The 17,664-nt window shown below is 66.0% G+C and carries 15 protein-coding genes; 5 read left to right on the top strand and 10 right to left on the bottom strand.

The genetic code is table 11. The annotated features are described in order from the left end of the window. Nucleotides 1–19: 19 nt before the first annotated feature. The gene (locus tag J2808_RS15940) at nt 20–1,600 is read right to left on the bottom strand and encodes a hypothetical protein (protein ID WP_309818559.1); all 1,581 of its coding nucleotides are present in this window, start codon (nt 1,598–1,600) and stop codon (nt 20–22) included. 221 nt (nt 1,601–1,821) lie between these two features. On the opposite strand from J2808_RS15940, the gene J2808_RS15945 reads away from it, so the two are divergent. After that, nucleotides 1,822–2,688, top strand: a complete 867-nt coding sequence (locus tag J2808_RS15945; RefSeq protein WP_309818786.1) for a DUF1206 domain-containing protein — start codon at nt 1,822–1,824, stop codon at nt 2,686–2,688. Between the two features lie 55 nt (nt 2,689–2,743). Here J2808_RS15945 and J2808_RS15950 read toward each other — a convergent pair whose 3' ends face one another. Both J2808_RS15950 and J2808_RS15955 read right to left on the bottom strand, forming a co-directional pair. After that, entirely contained in the window at nt 2,744–3,409 is a 666-nt protein-coding gene (locus J2808_RS15950; RefSeq protein WP_309818560.1) for an anti-sigma factor, read from the bottom strand. Next, nucleotides 3,406–3,906 (bottom strand): sigma-70 family RNA polymerase sigma factor, encoded by a 501-nt coding sequence (locus J2808_RS15955; protein ID WP_309818561.1) that lies wholly within the window; start codon nt 3,904–3,906, stop codon nt 3,406–3,408. The genes J2808_RS15950 and J2808_RS15955 overlap by 4 nt, the downstream gene beginning before the upstream one ends. Nucleotides 3,907–4,119: 213 nt before the next feature. On the opposite strand from J2808_RS15955, the gene J2808_RS15960 reads away from it, so the two are divergent. After that, nucleotides 4,120–4,641: a COG4315 family predicted lipoprotein gene (locus J2808_RS15960; protein WP_309818563.1), complete on the top strand. Its 522-nt coding sequence runs from the start codon at nt 4,120–4,122 to the stop codon at nt 4,639–4,641. A gap of 168 nt (nt 4,642–4,809) precedes the next feature. On the opposite strand, the gene J2808_RS15965 is transcribed toward J2808_RS15960, so the two are convergent. The 3 genes from J2808_RS15965 to J2808_RS15975 all read right to left on the bottom strand — a co-directional run bounded on the left by J2808_RS15965 (nt 4,810) and on the right by J2808_RS15975 (nt 7,034). Continuing rightward, nucleotides 4,810–5,634, bottom strand: coding sequence for a hypothetical protein (locus J2808_RS15965; RefSeq protein WP_309818565.1), 825 nt, complete (start codon nt 5,632–5,634; stop codon nt 4,810–4,812). Beyond that, a complete protein-coding gene (locus J2808_RS15970) occupies nt 5,627–6,202 on the bottom strand; it encodes an RNA polymerase sigma factor (protein ID WP_309818567.1) in 576 nt (191 codons plus the stop codon). Before J2808_RS15970 ends, J2808_RS15965 begins: the two co-directional genes overlap by 8 nt. Nucleotides 6,203–6,374: 172 nt before the next feature. Further along, nucleotides 6,375–7,034: a protein tyrosine phosphatase gene (locus J2808_RS15975; RefSeq protein ID WP_309818569.1), complete on the bottom strand. Its 660-nt coding sequence runs from the start codon at nt 7,032–7,034 to the stop codon at nt 6,375–6,377. Nucleotides 7,035–7,202: 168 nt separating this feature from the next. On the opposite strand from J2808_RS15975, the gene J2808_RS15980 reads away from it, so the two are divergent. Beyond that, entirely contained in the window at nt 7,203–7,796 is a 594-nt protein-coding gene (locus tag J2808_RS15980; RefSeq protein ID WP_309818570.1) for a DUF5655 domain-containing protein, read from the top strand. 140 nt (nt 7,797–7,936) lie between these two features. On the opposite strand, the gene J2808_RS15985 is transcribed toward J2808_RS15980, so the two are convergent. Continuing rightward, nucleotides 7,937–8,788, bottom strand: coding sequence for a DMP19 family protein (locus tag J2808_RS15985; RefSeq protein ID WP_309818572.1), 852 nt, complete (start codon nt 8,786–8,788; stop codon nt 7,937–7,939). Nucleotides 8,789–8,979: 191 nt separating this feature from the next. On the opposite strand from J2808_RS15985, the gene J2808_RS15990 reads away from it, so the two are divergent. Then, the gene (locus tag J2808_RS15990) at nt 8,980–12,447 is read left to right on the top strand and encodes a DEAD/DEAH box helicase (protein WP_309818574.1); all 3,468 of its coding nucleotides are present in this window, start codon (nt 8,980–8,982) and stop codon (nt 12,445–12,447) included. 12 nt (nt 12,448–12,459) lie between these two features. Here J2808_RS15990 and J2808_RS15995 read toward each other — a convergent pair whose 3' ends face one another. Next, a complete protein-coding gene (locus tag J2808_RS15995; protein ID WP_309818576.1) occupies nt 12,460–13,086 on the bottom strand; it encodes an HNH endonuclease family protein in 627 nt (208 codons plus the stop codon). A gap of 358 nt (nt 13,087–13,444) precedes the next feature. Here J2808_RS15995 and J2808_RS16000 point away from each other — a divergent pair, with 358 nt between their 5' ends. After that, on the top strand, nt 13,445–15,229 hold the full coding sequence (locus tag J2808_RS16000) for an HNH endonuclease signature motif containing protein (protein ID WP_309818578.1): 1,785 nt from the start codon (nt 13,445–13,447) through the stop codon (nt 15,227–15,229). Nucleotides 15,230–15,380: 151 nt separating this feature from the next. On the opposite strand, the gene J2808_RS16005 is transcribed toward J2808_RS16000, so the two are convergent. Then, on the bottom strand, nt 15,381–16,667 hold the full coding sequence (locus J2808_RS16005; protein ID WP_309818580.1) for an ammonium transporter: 1,287 nt from the start codon (nt 16,665–16,667) through the stop codon (nt 15,381–15,383). 262 nt (nt 16,668–16,929) lie between these two features. Further along, a complete protein-coding gene (locus J2808_RS16010; protein WP_309818582.1) occupies nt 16,930–17,607 on the bottom strand; it encodes a helix-turn-helix domain-containing protein in 678 nt (225 codons plus the stop codon). Nucleotides 17,608–17,664: the final 57 nt, after the last annotated feature.

Below are 17,664 nucleotides of genomic sequence, written 5' to 3' on the forward strand. Positions count from 1 at the left end.
GGTTTCAGGCGCGGCCACGTCAGAGCCGCTCAAGCTTCGTGTCGTTCGCGACCTTATAGTACGTTTCCACGTTGGTGGTCACCTTGTTTTCTGTCTTGACGTCCAGTTCGCCCGCCTTGAAGTCCACTCCGGCCTCGTTGGTCACTGTCACCACCCTGTTCTCCTGGACGGTGACAGAACCTGCCTCGTACAGCTTGGCGGCGTCTGCGGCTGCCCCGGCGCCATTACCCATCGCCACATTGCGCATGTAGCTGTCGATCACGGGCGCGTTCTCCGGGGAGTACTCGACGTTGATCTTGACACTTCCCTGGGTGCCTACAGTGGCGCTGGACTCCAGCTTGGCGCCCTGCAGGTCCGGGCCGACGCTTGCTCCAGCCCCCACCGTGCCTTCCATGGATACTGCGATCGCCTCGAGGTTGCTGTCCTTGTCCAGTTTCAGTTCCAGGCCGCCTTTGCCGGAGGCCTCGAACACCCGGCCGTCCAGGTCAAACTTGCCCTGCGCGGTGTACTCGCCGCTGGCCGTTGCGGTGCCGGTTGTCAGGTTCCGCTCGTAGGCGAGATCCAGCTTCGCAGAGCCGCTGGCCGGTGCGGTTTCGCCTTTGGCTTCGAAGGAAAGGGTCCCCTTGAGCTTACTTTCGGCACCGGTGGTGCCGTTGTCGCTCGCGGCTTCGACGACGGTGGAGGCGATGTAGACCGGTGCGTTGCTGGCCATATCCTTGAGCTCACCGAGGCCGTCCGGCGGAAGCTCCCTGTACATCTGGTCCCGGGCCGCCATGGCCTCTTCACGGCTGCCGAATTTGAACTCGGTTGAACCTTCCCCGCTGAGCGTGACGCCGGCCGTTCCGGTGGGGTCGTTCAAACCCGCTCCTGCGTTTCCGTAGACCTTCAGGGTGGCGGAACCATCGGCGTTCTCAACCACCACGGTGCCAACTTCCGCACCGGCATGGAACCAGGCAATCCGGCCATCAATGGAGGCCTTGCCGACCTCCGTGTAGACGGGCGTGTCCTTCCGGCCGACGCCGTGGAGCGCCGCTTTGGCCTGCTCTTGGGCCGATTCGGGGATGCCGCCGTCCATCCGCATCAGGTCTTCGGCGAACGGGCCGTCCTCGTTCTTGCCTTCGATCAGGTACTGCCTGTCCGCCTCGGACAGGCCTTCCCACCATTTGGCCTGTTCTTCCGGGCTGGCCTTGAGCATGTCATTCATGCCCTGTACCAGTTCCTGGCGGTGTGCCTGCTCCTTGGCAACATTCTCCAGTTGTTCCTCGAACCAGGTCTTGGCGCGGCCGCCCAGGTCCTTGATCGTGTTCAGGGCGTTACTCCCCCCGCCGCCACCGGACGTGTCGGAGGCCTTTTCCTGCTCGTCGGCATGCTGGAGGAGCAGCCTGGAGTTGTGCCGGAGGCTGGAGGCCACGCGTTCAAGGGTAGGGCGGTGGCTGCCCGTCCAGTCCTGCCGGAACTGCGCGCCGTCAAGGCCCTTCCACGGCGCCGACTGGATCTGGCCCTGCAGGGAGCTGGCCCGGCTGCTGAGCAGCGTTGCCGCCTTGTCAACAGCTTTCGCCAGCTCGCGCAGCTGACTGACGTCCGCGCCGTAAAAAGTCATGATGTTCCCCCGGAGAGTGATACGAGTGTGTTTATCGCTGAACATATGGTCGCACGTCAGCCACTCCCCAGCGATGGGGAACACTCCCCATCGGCGGCCATGGACGGGCAGGTCAGCGCCCGATTCCCGCCATCGGGTGCGGGACTGACCCCTCCTCGGATGGCGGGACTGTTCGGGGCTGGGATTGCGTGGCACGATGGGGTTTGTGCGGGGGGCACGCAATTTGCGCCTCCCCGGCGCCGGCCAAAGGAAGCATCATCAAAAGAGAATTCAGACAGGCCGCGGACGCGGCGGAGGACGTCACCAACTCACGCACTTTGGAGTTGCTGGCCCGGGCGGGTTTTGCGGCGAGCGGCGTCCTGCACTTTCTGGTGGGGGCCATCGCCATCCGTCTGGCCATGGGCGGCTCAGGGAATGCTGACTTCAGCGGGGCAGTGTCCGAACTTGCCAGCCAGCCCGCCGGGCCGTTCCTCCTGTGGGCCAGCTTCGCAGCCTGCGTGGCTCTTGCCATCTGGCAGGCCAGCGATGCCATCTTCGACTACAACGGACTGCCTGCGAAGGACAAAGCCGGCAAGAAGGCCAAGGCAGCAGCCCAGGCCCTGGTGTTTGCCGGGCTCGCCCTGACCCTGGCCAGCTTCGCCATGGGCACAGGATCCGGCGGGGACAACCAACAATCCGCCACCGACGTCACTGCCGCCGTGATGAAGGCCCCCGGCGGCGTGGCCCTGCTGGTCCTGGTGGGGACGGGCATCGCCGTCACCGGGGTCATCTACGCCATCCGGGGCTTCAAAAAGTCCTTCGAAAAGCACTTGACCATGCCCACCTCCCCCTCAGCCCGGCAAGCCGTCACCGCCCTGGGTGTGGTGGGCTACGTGGCAAAGGGCATAGTCCTGCTGCTGACCGGCATGCTCATAGCCATCGCTGCGCTTCGCGCCCACCCGGAAGAATCCACTGGCCTGGACGGCGGACTCCGGGCACTCCGCGACCAACCCTACGGCCTCTATCTCCTGGCGGCAGTGGGTGCGGGCTTGATCTGCTACGGCGTGTACATGGTGGTCCGGGCCCGCCTGGCCAAGATGAACCAATGACCTAGGGCGCCCGTCGACGTGGGGCGCCCATCGCCGGGTATCCGGGAGGGCGGGGCTAGGGAACCGTGATCACGGCGACGGGGTGCTCGGCGTCGTCCCGCAGCTCCACGCTGGCGATGCTGGCCAGCTGGACCGGCGTTGCTCCCGTGATCTTAATCCTGCCGCTGGGAGTGGCAGTCCACGCGCAGGCGCGGTCCTCCCCGCCGTCCCGGTCCCGCACCCAAAGCGAGTACGTCCCGTTCAACGGCATGCTTGTCCCGTTCACCGCCAGCTCCGTGCCCCAGTTCTTCCGGGCCAGGTCCACGCTGAAGCGCAGGCCGCTGTCGGCCTGGACCGAGTAGCTGGCGTCAGGCTGCGGCGGCCGGTTCAGCAGCGGGCCCGCCGCCACGCCCAGTGCCAGGCACGCGGCGGCCACGGCCCCCACCAGCGCTACCCACCGCCGTCGTGATTTACGACGCCGGGCGGCCAGATCAGTGAGGAGCGCGCGGGGTACAGAGGTGGCCGGCTGAGTCGCGGCTGCGTGGCGGGCGTTCCCGGTCAGCCCTACGGCGTCCGGCACAGGAAGTGCGTCCAGTAGGGCGGGCAGGCTTTCCAGCTCGGCGAGTTCCGCCCGGCAATCGGCACATTCCTGGAGATGGGCTTCAAAACGCTGCGAATCCGCGGAATCGAGCCCACCCAGCACGTAGGCGCCCAGAAGGTGATGCAGCTCAGCGGCGCTCACCGTTCCACCCCCATCTCGTCCAGGATGGTCCGCAACGCCCGGACCGCGTAGTAGGCCCGGGATTTCACGGTACCGCTGGGAATGTTCAGCTGCACGGCCGCCTCGTTGACGGTGAAGCGGCGGTAGTGCAGCGCCACGAGGACGTCGCGGTGTTCGCTGCTGAGCCGGAGCAGGGCCTCCTCCATGAGCACGCGGTTGAGCAGTTCATCCACCCTTTCAACGGCTTCGGCGGGATCGGCAACTTCGCGTTCCATCGCCTCAGCGGGCCTCCGCTGGGCTTTGCGGTAGTTATCAATCATGATGTTGCGCGCCGTCCGGAACAAGTAGCTGCGAAGGCTGCCCGTGATGTCCGGCGCCTGCTGCCAGACACGGAGCACGGTCTCCTGGACCACGTCCTCCGCGAGCTGCGGATCGCGGGAGGCGCTGAGGACAAACCGGCGCAGGGCGGGGCCGTGTTCGCGGTAGATCGCGGCCACCACGTCCTCATCGAGCGGCATGCCGCGCCTCCTGTCGCTGGTCCGCGTTACGGCGGTCCCTGTACCTTCCGGCTGATACGACGTCCCCCGCACGCAAACGGTTCACTGGCGGTGGCCCGTCGGAACTGCCGCCGGAAAAACAGGGGGACCGTCCCTTGAACCATTCTTCACCCGTGCGCGTCTTACGGTTAGTGTCCGGTGATCCGACACCGGCCCCAGCCGAGGAGCATCCGCATGAAAAAGCATCTAGGCACCGGTTTTGCAGCACTGGCCCTTATGGCCGCACTGGCAGGTTGCGGCGGCAGCCCCGGAACCACAACAACAACACCGGCGCCCGCCCCGGCGGCCACCAGTCCTGCGGCCACATCCGCCGCCCCTTCCGCCACAGCATCGGCCTCCGCCGATCTCATGACCGCGTCCTCGACCGCCGGCACCATCGTGGTGGACGCCAAGGGCATGAGCCTCTACTACTTCACCAAGGACGTGAAGGACTCCGGCACCAGCGCCTGCACGGGAGGGTGCCTGGTCGCGTGGCCGCCGGCCCTCACCACCGCTGCCACGCCGTCTGCTGAAGGCGTCACCGGCACGCTGGGCACCATCACGACGCCGGAGGGCGCAAAGCAGCTGACCTTGAACGGAATGCCGCTGTACTACTACGAGAAAGACAAGAAGCCCGGTGACGTCACAGGTCAGGGTGTTGGTGGTGTCTGGTACCTCTCGGATCCGGCCGGAGAAATGATCAAGACAGCGGGGTAGGCTCCTGACCGCAGCCACGCCCATGTCAACGGGGACGGGGCAGCTCGGCCGGGCAGCTGGGAGCCTGGTAGCTGGGGCCGGGCGCCTGGATCTGGGCAGGTAAATCCGGGGGGATCGTGCCCGCCAACGGCGCCACGCAACACGCCCGGGGCTGGTGGGCCCGGGCTGCTACTGCTGCACGCCAGGCAGCGGGACTGGAGGAGGGGACGGCAGGGGCAGGGCTGGGGGCTGTCCCTTGCCGTTGCTCGGTCCGTCTGTCGCACCGGGCAGGCCGGGCGTGAGGTTTTGGGGCACTGGAAGGTCCGGGAGGGGCACTGCCGGCACTGAGCCCGACGGGCCGGGTGCGGGTTGCGGGGACTCACTGGAACTGGAATCCGGAGCGGCCGGCACGGGCTCCGGGACGGCGGGCGCGGCGGGCACCGTTGCCGGGGCGCCCGGCTGCGCAGGCAACGGGGCCGGAGGTTCCACCGGGGCGGGAGCGGGTCCGCCACCCACGGTGGCCACGAAAGAGCTGACTGCCTGGTTGACGTGGCCGAGCGAGTCCCTGATCCCCTGATCGGAAGCAACGGCGACGGCGCCGCCTGCCGCCAGGGAGACGGCCACGGACAGCGTGGTGAGGGTGATCCGGCGTTTGGCCCGGCGGCGGGCCGCGAGCTCGTCGGTGGCCGGCGGAGTTGCCGCGGGAGTTCCCAGCTGAGGCGCCGGCAGGGTTGCCTCGGCGTGCTCGGGCTGAGAGCCCGGTGCAGGCACACCCGGTGCAGAGGCGGCAGGCACGGCGGCCAGATGCCGCGTAGCTGCCGGGACAGCGGCGAGGTGTCGGGTGGGCGCAGGCACCATCAACGCGGCCACCGCGGCGGAAGGTTCGGGCTGCCCGCCGGCCAGGCCGCGGAGGTCCTGCAGGCCAGCACGGAGCACGGCGTCGTCGTCGAACCCGGCGTCGCGCAACAGCCTGTCCACTGTCCCGTCGTTGCGGGAGCCTGCGATGTCACTCATGGTCTGCCTGGTTTCTTCTAAGGGTCTGGTCCTTGAGGTTTTGCAGCGCCCGGCGTTGGAGCTGCTTGATGGCGCCCTGGGACTTGCCCATGATGCCGGCCACCTGTTCGATGGAAAGATCGGCCACCACTCTCAGTGCCAGGACTTCGCGGTGGTCCTCGGCCAGGCCTTCGAGCAGTTCGGCTGCGCCTCCGGTGTGGCCAAGGGCGTGGTCCTCAGCGGAGGCCGTGCTGCGCTCGTCCTGCAGGGGGTCGTACGGGGTGAAGTCCGGCCTGCGTTCCACCCGCCGGTAGTAATCCACCATCCGGGCGTGAGCAATGGAAAACACCAGTGATTTGGCGCCCTGCAGCCCGCCGGTCAGCTCCCCGATCTTGGGGAAAAATGCCAGGAAAACGTCCTGGGTGACGGCCTCGGGATCATCGACGCCGCGGGCCTTGAGGTAGCCCAGGACTGCGCCGGAAAAGGTGCGGTAGACAACGCCGAAGAGCACGGCCGGATCAGCGTCGGCTGTGTCTGCAAATATCTCAATGTCTTCGGCCAAAGTGTCTAGCACCAGTGGCTCCTCCATCCCGGGCGGTGGACTGTTGCTTCCCGGTTTCCGGTGCGGGTAATTCCGCTGTCCCATGGACTGCGTGTGGACCGTCTTGTGAACGGCCTGCCGTTCGAAACGGCGTCCTGGACTGCGGGAAGCCTGGCCCGTAAGGGGGCGCTTCCCGCAGTCCAGACTAGCCGAGGGGGTCCTAGCGGCCCGAAACGGCGGGAACGTCCACAACGTCAGCCGGAACGGCCGGAACAGCAGGAACCGCGGGAACTACGGACTCGCCGTCGACACCCGGAACAGCAGGAACCGCGGGAACTGCCGGCAGTTCGGGGCGCTCGGCCTGGACGGCGGCAGATCCCTCAGCAGCGGCCCCTGCGTCCGCAGCGGCAGTGCCCTGGGCGACGACGTCAGCGCAGAAGTCGTCAACGTTGCTTTCGCCCTCGGCGGCGATGACCAGCGAGGAGAATCCCTCGGAGGACGAGTTCAGTCCGCCGTTGGTGAAGGCGGTGCACAGGCCGAAGGCTGCGGCACCGGCAGCGTCGACGGCGGTGCCGGCGGCGGCGGAGACGTTGGCCTCGGCTTCAACGTTGTCTTCAGAAACCGCCGCTTCAGCGGAAGAATCGGCGGAAACATCCGCCGCAGCGTCTGCGGCAACTTCTGCGGAGCCGGCGGCGTCGGAAACCGCTTCGCTGGCCAGCTTCGGTGCCGGGGCGCCGAACAGTTCGTGGGCGGACTGCTGTGCGTCGGCCGGGAGGACGCCGGAAACGGCTGCGACGCCGGTTCCACCGACGGCCAGGGTGCCTGCGGCGAGGACTCCGGCGGCGACTTTGCTGGTGGCGAGAACAGTGAACAACGACATAGAGACACTCCAAAACTAGGGAACAATTCAGGTCCGGTTCCGTGGGGAACCCATCACCCCCTACATCGCCGGCCGGCCCGGGAAAGTTACGGCCCCTCGAAAATTTCTTTTCCGCGCCCGGTCCCTGTGTCCTTCGGCGCTCTCTGCTGACCGCATTACGATCGAGGCATGCCCAACACTCCGGAGCCCCAGAAGACGGCCAAAACCTGGAAGACCATGGTGGATAGCAACCAGGCGCTGCTCGTTCGGAAAACCGGCCAGGACGTGGCCTTCTGGGCGGACCGTGCACGCAACGGAGGAATAAAGAACGACGCCGAGCTCCGCGCCTGGATGCGCGACGAACACGGTGTCACGGGCTACGCGCAGTACGCCGTGTCCTGGGAGCTCTTCGGCTACCCGGACTTTATGCTGCGGGACGCCGACGAACTGATCGACGGGCAGTACGCCAACCATCCGGAGCTGCGGCCTATCGCGGACTCACTCCTCGCGTGGGCGTCGGCCACCGAGGGTGTGGAGATCCAGATGCGGAAGGGGTACGTCTCGCTCCACAGTCCGCGCCGGAAGTTCGCCCAGGTCACGCGGACCACCAACACGGCCGTGGACGTTGCCCTGCGCCTCGATGCACCCGCCGAAGGCCGCGTGGAAGCGCTGAAGGCCCGCGCCGATGACCCGTTCGTCCGGCGGGTCCGGCTGACTTCCGCAGAGCAGGTGGACGGGGAACTGCTGGACATCCTGGCCCTGGCGCTGGACCAGAACACCTAACCCAACGGCCGCCGTCGAAATCGCCGGAACGGCGGGGTCACCGGAAAATTACCAGCAACCCCGCACTCTTCCGGCGGGCTGGGCGAACCGCACCCACCGAACCGCGCCGGGCGAACCCGGCCCGGGCCGTGGTGGGACTCTTACGCGTCTGCCATCTCGTCGTCGTCCACTTCTTCGAACTCAACGGCGGCAACGATCTCCTGGGTCTCCGGGTTGATCATGAAGGCCTCGTCCTCTTCCTCCACCATCAGGAAGTCGCCGTGGTCCGTGCTGAAGTGCCAGGCCAGCGTCTTCTCACCGTTGTGCACGTAGTTCGGGTCACCCATGGTGATCTTCTCGAGGGCGTAGCCTGCCACGTCGCACAGTTCGCGGATGATGACTTCAAAATCCGGGGCGTTGTCCAGCGCTTCCTCATCGGCGCGGGCCTGGCGCTCTTCAAGGTCGGGGAGGAGCGCAACCTGGCGTTCGATGTAGGCGCTGAGCTCCTCGTCGTCCAGCACCAGCAGGCTTTCCTGGCCCAGAAGCCAGGCCGCGTTCAGGGCCGTGATGTTCTCGGTCTCGAACAGTTCCTCAAACTCGCCGTCGAGTTCCTCCATGACGCGCACGGCGTCGTTGGACTCTTCCTCAGCGTCCAGGTCGCCGTCGAGGTAGCGCTCCTCGTCCTCCTCGGACAGGGCATCAAACACTTCGAGGGTCCGGTTGAAGAGCTCCAGGTGCGCCGTTGCGCCCATGCTTTCGAGGCCCTCGCGGATCAGCGGATCCACTTCGTCGCGGTCAGCTGTGAAAACATACTGGGCGAAGCCGCCCTCCAGGGACTGCGTGACATAGAAGTCCACGTAGTAGCTGCGGAGCGCCACCGGTGCGATCTCGCCGGCGTCGAGCAGGCTCCCGTACATGGCGTTCACCACGTGAACGTTGGAATCGACAACCTCCTCGCTGCCGGCTTCAATGCTGGCCTTGGTCAGGACGACGGGGTACTGGCTCGTGGTCATGGGATTCCTCACTGCTGAAAACCGGTTGATGCTCAGGACACTTTCACGCTACGTGGGCCGGGGCAGCGGTTGGCTGAGGTGGAAGTGAACGTCAGGCGAAGTTTGAGGCCCCCGCCGGGCGAACTAAGATGAATCAGATAACCATCGATCGGACGCAGCCCCGCCGCGGCCACCTGAAAGTAGCGCGCACCATGCCATCCCAACCGGACGAGAGTGCGGCACTGGCAATACAGACTCCCGCCATCAACGACCGCTCCCTCGCGGCCGGGCTGGCGTATGCCATGGGCAGCCGGGTTTCCGGGATGTCGTTCGATGCCGCCACCGGGCTCATGCTGGGCAAGGTCCGCGGCGGTGCGGACATGCCGTACTCCACCACGGCCAAGCTGGTCCGGAAAACGGGCGGCTGGAGCTGCACCGTGGGCGTCTGCAGTTGCCCCGTCCGCAAGGACTGCAAGCACGTGGCCGCGCTGCTTTTCGCTGCCGAGGACAACCCTGCCATCCGCGTCCAGCTCCTCGCCCCCGCCGAGGTCTCCCGGCTGTCCCGCCAGCCCGCCAGCCTTGACCTCGCCGACTGGGAGCAGGCCCTCAGTCCGCTCATCTCGCAACCCGGCATCACCCAGTCCAGCAACGGCATCCCGCTGGCCCTCCAGTTCGAGATCGAGGAACCGGCCCCGCACTTCTCCTACACAGGCCGCCGCGACCCGCTCCGCAGCGTGCGCCAGCTCAAGGCCCGGCCCGTGGTCATGGGCGCCAAGGGCAAGTGGATCCGCGGCGACGTCTCCTGGAACACCCTGAGTTACCTGAACTTCCGCCGCGAATGCAACGAGGCGCACATCGAGTGGATGCAGACCTTCCTCGCCGCGCATACCGCCGCCGCCAACCGGGTCCACAACTCGTCCGCGCTCTGGCTGGGCCTGAACACCTTCGCCGGGAAGAACATGTGGGGCCTGCTCGCCGACGCCAGGAAGATCGGCCTCGCACTGGTCCACAGCCGCGGCACCGAACCGGTGCGGCTCGCGGAGTCTCCCGCCGCCGTCGGGCTTAATTTGAGCCGTTACGGCGCGGCAGTCAGCGGGGACGCGGGAGCTGGCGGCGCCGATCCGGCGGTCGCTTCCGGCACAACGGCCGACGACGGCGGGCTGGAGCTCGCGCCCACCATCACCGTGGAGGGGGAAGAGGTGGATCCCGCGACTGTTGGGACCATTGGGCGCCCGGCGCACGGCATCTTCCTGACCACCGGCGGCGAGGCACTCCCGGGCGTCGCCGCCGACAACGTGATCACGCTGGCCCCGCTGGAAAGCGGGCTGAGCGAGGAACTGCTGACCTTCGTCACCGCCGGCAGCACGCTGCACATCCCGGCGAAGGACGAAACGCGCTTCCTCACCGGCTTCTACCCAAAGCTCAAGCAGGCCGCCCGGGTCACCGCGAAGGACGAGTCGGTGGCGCTGCCTACGCTCGCCGTCCCCACCCTTTCATTGCTGGCCAACTACGGCGCTGACCACCGCGTGCGGCTGCACTGGGAGTGGCACTACAAGTCCGGGAACCTCGTCACGGCCCAGCCGCTCTGGCGGCACCCGGGCGATCACGGCTACCGCGACGACACCGCCGAGGCCCGCATCCTGGAAGGCATCGGCCAGCCGTGGAACGTTGTCCCCACGTTGGGCGAATCCGCCACCGGCGGCTGGGGCACGCCGCGCCTTGCGGCGTCCGTTGAACTGAACGGCCTGGACACGCTGGCCTTCACCGAGGAAGTCCTGCCCGAACTCCGGAACGCGCCGGACGTTTCGGTGGACACTGCAGGCGACATCGCCGATTACCGCGAGGCCGAGGAAGCGCCCGTGGTCTCCATCTCCACCAAGGCCACCGAACAGCGCGACTGGTTCGACCTTGGCATCCAGATTTCCCTTGAGGGCCAGCCGGTTTCCTTCGCGGCCGTCTTTTCCGCCCTTGCCGCGGGCCAAACCAAGATGCTCCTGCCCAGCGGCGCCTACTTCTCGCTGGACCTGCCTGAGCTCCACCAACTGCGGGCCCTGATCGAGGAAGCCCGCTCGCTGCAGGACAACAAGGACGCCCCGCTGCAGATCAGCCGCTTCCAGGCCGGGCTCTGGGACGAACTCGCACAGCTAGGCATCGTGGACGAGCAGGCTTCCGCCTGGCGAACCGCGGTGGGCGGCTTGCTCGAGGGCGGGATCGACGGGCTGCCACTGCCTGCCTCGTTGAATGCCGAACTGCGGCCCTACCAGCTTGAGGGCTTCAACTGGCTCAGCTTCCTTTACAAGCACAGCCTGGGCGGGGTCCTCGCCGACGACATGGGCCTGGGCAAGACCGTGCAGGCGCTGGCGCTGATGTGCGCTGCTAAGGAGCAGGCCAACACGGACTCACCGGGTACAGCGCCCGACGTTGCAGCGCCCGACGGCGGCACTCCCTTTTTGGTGGTGGCCCCCACGAGCGTGGTGGGCAACTGGGCAGCCGAAGCCGCACGTTTCGCTCCGGGCCTGACCGTTCGTACCGTGAGTGAGACCTTCGCGAAGAACAGCCAGGATGCGGCGGTTGAACTGGGCGGCGCGGACATCGTCATCACCTCCTACGCCCTGTTCCGGATCGACTACGAGTCTTACGCCTCCAAGACGTGGGCAGGGCTGGTGCTGGATGAAGCCCAGTTTGTGAAGAACCACCAGTCCAAGGCCTACCAGTGCGCCCGGAAGCTGCCCGCGGCCTTCAAACTGGCCATCACCGGCACGCCCCTGGAAAACAACCTGATGGAGTTCTGGGCACTGACGTCCATCGTGGCGCCGGGCCTGTTCTCCAGCCCCAAGCGGTTCGCCGAGTACTACCAGAAGCCGGTGGAAAAGAACGGCGACAAGGGGCAACTGGACAAGCTCCGCCGTCGGGTCCGTCCGCTCATGATGCGCCGCACCAAGGACCAGGTCATCAAGGACCTGCCGCCTAAGCAGGAGCAGATCCTCGAGGTGGTGCTCAATCCGCGCCACCAGAAGGTCTACCAGACGCATCTGCAACGTGAGCGGCAGAAGATCCTGGGCCTGATTGAGGACGTTAATAAGAACCGGTTCACCATTTTCCAGTCGCTTACCCTGCTGCGGCAGCTCAGCCTGGATGCTTCGCTGGTGGATCCGTCACTGTCCGGGGTCCGCTCGTCGAAGCTGGACGTGCTGTTTGAGCAGCTGGAGGACCTCGTGGCAGAGGGCCACCGCGCGCTGATCTTCAGCCAGTTCACCGGGTTCCTGGGGAAGGTCCGCGAACGGCTGGTGGAGGAGAAGATCGAGTTCTGCTATCTCGACGGCGGCACCCGGAACCGCACCGACGTCGTCAACGAATTCAAGAACGGCAGCGCACCCGTGTTCCTGATTTCGCTGAAGGCCGGCGGATTTGGGCTGAACCTGACCGAGGCCGACTACGTGTTCCTGCTGGACCCGTGGTGGAACCCCGCGTCTGAGGCCCAGGCCGTGGACCGGACGCACCGGATCGGTCAGGCGCGGAATGTGATGGTGTACCGGCTGGTTGCCAAGGACACCATCGAGGAAAAGGTCATGGCCCTGAAGGCACGGAAGTCGCAGCTGTTTGCTGACGTGATGGAAGGCGATGCCCTTTCCGGCGGTTCCATCACGGCCGAGGACCTGGCGGGGCTGTTCAAGGACTGAGGCCAGTCTCAGCTAGCTGCAGCCAGTCAGAATGCCCGCGATCGCATCATGCTCGGCTTTGGTGACCCACAGGTGGTACTTGGCCTTGACCGCGGTCTGGCGGGCCACGTATTCGCACCGGAATAGTTTGCTTGGCGGGAGCCAGGTGGCCGCGTCCTTGTCGCCCTTGGCGCTGTTGGTGGGGCCGTCGGCGGCCATAAGGTTCAGGGGATCGTTCGCCAGCTGCCTGCGCTGTTCGGCGCTGAGCCGCTGCGCGCCCTTCTGCCACGCGTCGCTGAGCGCGACGAGGTGATCGATCTGGACGGCGGAGCTGGTGGTGTTGCCGCGGACAAAGTTGATGATGGTGCCGGTGTATTCATCGGCCAGCCTGCCGGTGGCCACGACGCAGTTCCGCGTGCCGGGCTTGAACGTCTCGCCTTCAAGGTCCCTGGCGAGGATATCGTTTCGGGTGTCGCAGCCGTTGCGGTCGACGTCGGCCCAGGCGGGGCCGAATTCCTCGCGGGCGTAGCCGGTCTTGGGCGCGCGTCCCTTCACCGGGATAGTGTCCAGTTCGGCGCGGGCCGTGGCCACTTCGGCAGGGGTCAGGGGTGAAGCGCCAGAGGTGCCCGACGTCGGTGCTTCCCTGGCCGCCTCGGCCATCCTGGTTGCGGCCTCCGCTGCGGCGTCACAACCGGCGAGGGCGCCTGCGAGAAGCAGACTGGTGAACAGGGTCAGGGCTTTGGTGGCGGCGGAACGGATGATTGTTATGTCCTTCAGGAGTGCGGCGGAGGTGAACAGGCTACTAGCGACCGCCGTCCTGACCTGTGATGCCCGGGAGTGGAGTCTGTCACGCAGTCCCTGATGCTTGGCCGCGTGCTACCCGGAAACGGGCGGCGCGGAACTGGGTGGCCCGGAACTGGGCGGCGATCACGTTGCGGTGAGCGAGGTTTTCCGGAAAGTTTGGGGGAAGGTCTCCACCGACCTTAAAATGTCGTACCCCCTTGCCATGCTTGGATGTATGGATAACACGGCAGTTGCAGAGGTTATGGAGGCCATCGCGGCCTCTGCCTTGCAGATGGCCGGTGTGCTCCGCGGGACGGCGGTAAATCTCCCTGCCAACCCAGCTGGCCCGGCTGACGGTCCGTCAGCAGCAGGCCTGAGTGACGGCCTGTTAGCAGTTGGTCCGTCCACCGCCGGGGACCTGGCGCGCTGGCAGGCCGAGGCGTGCCTGACGGTCCTGTCCGGGACCGCGGGGATGGAAGCGATGGTCGCTGCCGTGAAGGTCCATGCCGTCGGCGGTTATGACCAGGCCGCCCAACTGATCGGGGGTCCCATTATGTCCCCGCAGGAGCAGACCGCGCAGGACCTGGGTATCCAAGCCGAGGTCGCGTGCGCCATGACGGTCAGTGAACGAACTGCCGGTGCGTTGCTGGGCGAGGCGCATCGCCTGACCACCGCCCTGCCGCTGACCCTGGCAGCCCTGCAGGCAGGGACCATTTCCTGGCAGCACGCCCGAATCATGGTGGACGAAACAATCAACCTGGACCCGGCCGGCGCGCAGTCCTTGGAGGCCCACTTCCTGGACCCCGGCGCGCCCAACCCGGCCCGGGGCCCGGCCGGGGAGATGGTCCCCTCCCGGTTCCGGGCCAAGGCCCGGACCTGGCGCGAACGCCACCACCCGGACAGCATCGAACAACGCCATAAGAAGAGTGCTTTGGACCGGCGGCTGGAGTACGCTCCGGACCGGGACGGCATGGCCTGGCTTTCGGCCTACCTCCCCGCCGACCAGGCCGCCGGCATCTGGAACCGCAGCACCGCCGCCGCCCGCGCCCTCCAAAGCCCCACCGAGGCCAGGACCCTCACCCAACTCCGCGCCGACACCGCCGCAGCCTGGCTGCTCGGCGGGACCCTGGACGGAACCCTGGGCGGCAGTGTGGACGGGGCTGCGGGGCTGATCCCGTCACCGAAAGCCCAGGTCCTCGTCACCGTTCCCGTATTCGCGCTGATGGGCCTGACCGATGAAGCCGCCATCCTCGACGGGTACGGGCCCATCCCGCCGTCCATGGCCCGAGCCCTCGTCGCTGACGGCGCCGAGTCGTTCCACCGCGTCCTGACTGACCCCCGCGACGGCGCACCCTTGGAAATCGGCCGTGAGAGCTATCGCATTCCCAAAGCGCTCCGCCAGTGGCTGAGGCTCAGGGACGGCAAATGCCAGTTCCCCGGCTGCTCCAACCAGTCCCTGGACAACGAAGCAGACCACCTGAAGGCCTGGGCCCACGGCGGGACCACCGGGATCTCCAATCTGGCCCAACTCTGCCCAAAACACCACAGGCTCAAACACACCAAATCCTGGAAACCCACAACCGCCAGCCCCAACGAACCACCCGGCTGGATATCACCCACCGGCCGCCACTACCAAAGCGAACAACCCGACCTGGAACCAACCACCTGGCCCGGAAACGTTGCCTATCAGGACGGACCATCAGTCGCTGCCGTCCATTCTGATTCCGTTTCAGACAAGGCACCCCTGCGCCGTCTTTTGCCTGCTGGCCCGTTTCCGGACAGTCAACATCCCGACAGCCTCTGTCCGGTGTCCCCGTATCCCGTGACCTTCCCCTGGGACTACGTGCTGCCCGAAGATCCTTTCCCGGAACTGCACGATGCCCACCTTCCGCTGTCCGACGATGATCTTCCTGACTACGTGCTATTCCCTGACGACTCGCTGCCGGGACAGCCCCTCCCTCAAGATCCCTTTTTGCAGTGGAAGGCTCTCACGACAGTGGGCCGAACCGCGGAACTATAAGCCAGCGAGTGCTGGCACCGGTCCGCAGTTCGGCCCTCGGCCGGACTCGTTATCTATTGATTCATTCAGGTGATGCGTCTATCAGCCCGGGTTGCCGGCGCCACTAGCCTTGCGCAGTTGCCCACGCCACTAGCATTGCGGCGAGCCGAGACTACCTTTGCGGAGAACCGAGCTCGACGGGATCTTCGTCGGTCAGGTAGGCCAGTTCGGAGTGGGCGGCGAGGTCGATGCCCCGCATTTCGTCCTCAGGATTGATGCGCAGGCCAATCGTCTTGTCCAGGATCTTCGCCAGGATCCACGTGATCCCGAAGGAGTACGCAAGAACTGTGACTGTTGCCAGCGACTGAACACCCAGCAACTCAATACCGCCACCGTAGAACAGGCCGTTGACTGCGTTGGGAGCGGCGTCCGTAGCGAACAGGCCGATCAGCAGGGTGCCAAGGATGCCACCTACAAGGTGCACGCCCACAACATCCAGCGAATCGTCGTAGCCCAGGCGGAACTTCAGTTCGATGGCCAGGGAGCAGACGGCTCCGGCAATGGCGCCGATGGCCAGTGCGCCCAGAGGGCTCACAGCGCCACAGGCAGGCGTGATGGCTACCAGTGCCGAGATGAGTCCTGAAGCTGCGCCCATGCTGGTGGCGGCCCCGCGGCGGAGACGCTCAACCAGTGCCCAAGCCAGGAGGCCGGCTGCAGCGGCTACTGCAGTGTTCAGGAATACAACGGAAGCAGACTGGCCGGCAGACAGTGCTGATCCCGCGTTGAAGCCGAACCAACCCACCCAGAGCAGCCCTGCGCCGATGAGGACCAGCGGCCGGCTGTGCGGCTTGGTGTGTTCCATCTTTGGCCAGCCGGAGCTCTTGCCCAGGACGAGGGCCAGAGCCAGCGCCGCGGCGCCGGCGTTCATGTGCACCGCGGTTCCGCCGGCGAAGTCAATGGCCTTGATGCCGCTCGCGATCCAGCCGCCGGTAACGCTGCCGTCGGCCGAGGAGAACGCGAATACCCAGTGTGCGATGGGGAAATACACCACCGTGGCCCAGATGCCGGCAAACAGCATCCACGCACCGAACTTCATGCGCCCGGCTGCCGCTCCCGCAACCAGGGCAGTCGTCACACAGGCGAAGAACAGCTGGAAGGCCGCGAACAGTGCCACCGGGATGGAGGCTGCCTCATCAGCGGCGAGCAGCTGGCCCATCCCCGGGAATTCAGTGATGTCGCCGATCAGCCCCAGGCCACCCACTGAATTTCCAAAAGCCATCGAGTAACCAAAGAGTGCCCAAAGCACCGCCACCAGGCTGGCACCACCGAAGCACATCATCATCATGTTGAGAATGCGACGGGACCCCACCATGCCCCCGTAAAACAAGGCCAGGGCGGGGATCATCATACAAACCAGCGCGGAGCTGGCCAGAATCCAAGCGACATTTCCCGAATCCATGGGAAACCCCTTTCGTGATGCGAAGAGAGAGAACGGAAATTGCCCGTCAAAAACCACTCCGGAGGAGGGACGCGGAGCCAGTACCACGTTCGTCGGAGGGCAGCTATTGCCGTCTAATTCCAACTGTAGGGCGGCCGTTCCACCGTGGGTTTCGAACTGGTTAATTCAAAGTTTCAGTCACCCGGCGTAATTGTTTCGGGCGTAGATACTCACACTTCCCAGCCAGACAGGTCGGGCTGGAAACGCATAGTTACTTGCAGGTTTATTTGGCGGAGATGGCCAGGAAACGGATGGGCAGGTCCAAAAGCTCGAGCGGACCGTGCGGGCCTTCGCCGTCCAGCAGGAGCGAGTCCCCCGTTTCCATGGCGTATTCGTAGGCGCCGTGTCCATAAACCATTCTTCCGGCGAGCATGTAAATAAATTCCGTGCCGGGGTGCTGGAACAGGGGGAACACATCCGAGGCGTCGGTCAGGGTGACCAGGGTGGGTTCAAGCGCGTCAGTCCTGCCCTTGAGCGTGCCCAGGACACGATATTCGTGGCCGTGCTGCGTCCCGCTGCGGACGGTGAGGCTGCCTTGGCCGCTTTTGGTAAAGGTTGCGTCCCGGTCCGTGTCGGCGCCGCGGAAGAGCGCGGTGACGGGAATTTTGAGGCCGTCGGCCAGCCTCTGCAGTGTGGTCAGCGAGCACGACGTGGTTGCCGTTTCAATCCGCGAGATCATGGCCTTGGACAGGCCCGTGCGGGCAGCAAGCTCAGCCGAGGACAGACCGTTGGCGGTGCGGTAGTGCCGTACCTGAGTGGCGATGACCTGCTCCAGCTTCCCCGGGGCAGTGGTGCCGGCGTCGGCGGTGCCCACTTCGTCTGCGGTGCTCACTTCGTCGGCGGTGCTCACTTCGTCAGCAGTGGTCACAGCGTCGGCGTCGTCCCGGGCGTGGTTGGTCATAGGAGCCATCATAAAGCGGCAGCGGCACCAGCCCAGCCGGCACCGCCGCCACACCTC

The organism is Pseudarthrobacter sulfonivorans, assembly GCF_031454915.1.
GTDB lineage: Bacteria > Actinomycetota > Actinomycetes > Actinomycetales > Micrococcaceae > Arthrobacter > Arthrobacter sulfonivorans_C.

Coding starts and splice junctions, on each gene's coding strand:
- J2808_RS15980 (WP_309818570.1), top strand. CDS start 7,203: ATGCCCAACACTCCGGAGCCCCAGAAGACGGCCAAAACCTGGAAGACC.
- J2808_RS16000 (WP_309818578.1), top strand. CDS start 13,445: ATGGATAACACGGCAGTTGCAGAGGTTATGGAGGCCATCGCGGCCTCT.
- J2808_RS15965 (WP_309818565.1), bottom strand. CDS start 5,634: ATGAGTGACATCGCAGGCTCCCGCAACGACGGGACAGTGGACAGGCTG.
- J2808_RS15960 (WP_309818563.1), top strand. CDS start 4,120: ATGAAAAAGCATCTAGGCACCGGTTTTGCAGCACTGGCCCTTATGGCC.
- J2808_RS15940 (WP_309818559.1), bottom strand. CDS start 1,600: ATGACTTTTTACGGCGCGGACGTCAGTCAGCTGCGCGAGCTGGCGAAA.
- J2808_RS15975 (WP_309818569.1), bottom strand. CDS start 7,034: ATGTCGTTGTTCACTGTTCTCGCCACCAGCAAAGTCGCCGCCGGAGTC.
- J2808_RS15995 (WP_309818576.1), bottom strand. CDS start 13,086: ATGGCCGAGGCGGCCAGGGAAGCACCGACGTCGGGCACCTCTGGCGCT.
- J2808_RS15990 (WP_309818574.1), top strand. CDS start 8,980: ATGCCATCCCAACCGGACGAGAGTGCGGCACTGGCAATACAGACTCCC.
- J2808_RS15985 (WP_309818572.1), bottom strand. CDS start 8,788: ATGACCACGAGCCAGTACCCCGTCGTCCTGACCAAGGCCAGCATTGAA.
- J2808_RS16010 (WP_309818582.1), bottom strand. CDS start 17,607: ATGACCAACCACGCCCGGGACGACGCCGACGCTGTGACCACTGCTGAC.
- J2808_RS16005 (WP_309818580.1), bottom strand. CDS start 16,667: ATGGATTCGGGAAATGTCGCTTGGATTCTGGCCAGCTCCGCGCTGGTT.
- J2808_RS15955 (WP_309818561.1), bottom strand. CDS start 3,906: ATGCCGCTCGATGAGGACGTGGTGGCCGCGATCTACCGCGAACACGGC.
- J2808_RS15970 (WP_309818567.1), bottom strand. CDS start 6,202: ATGGAGGAGCCACTGGTGCTAGACACTTTGGCCGAAGACATTGAGATA.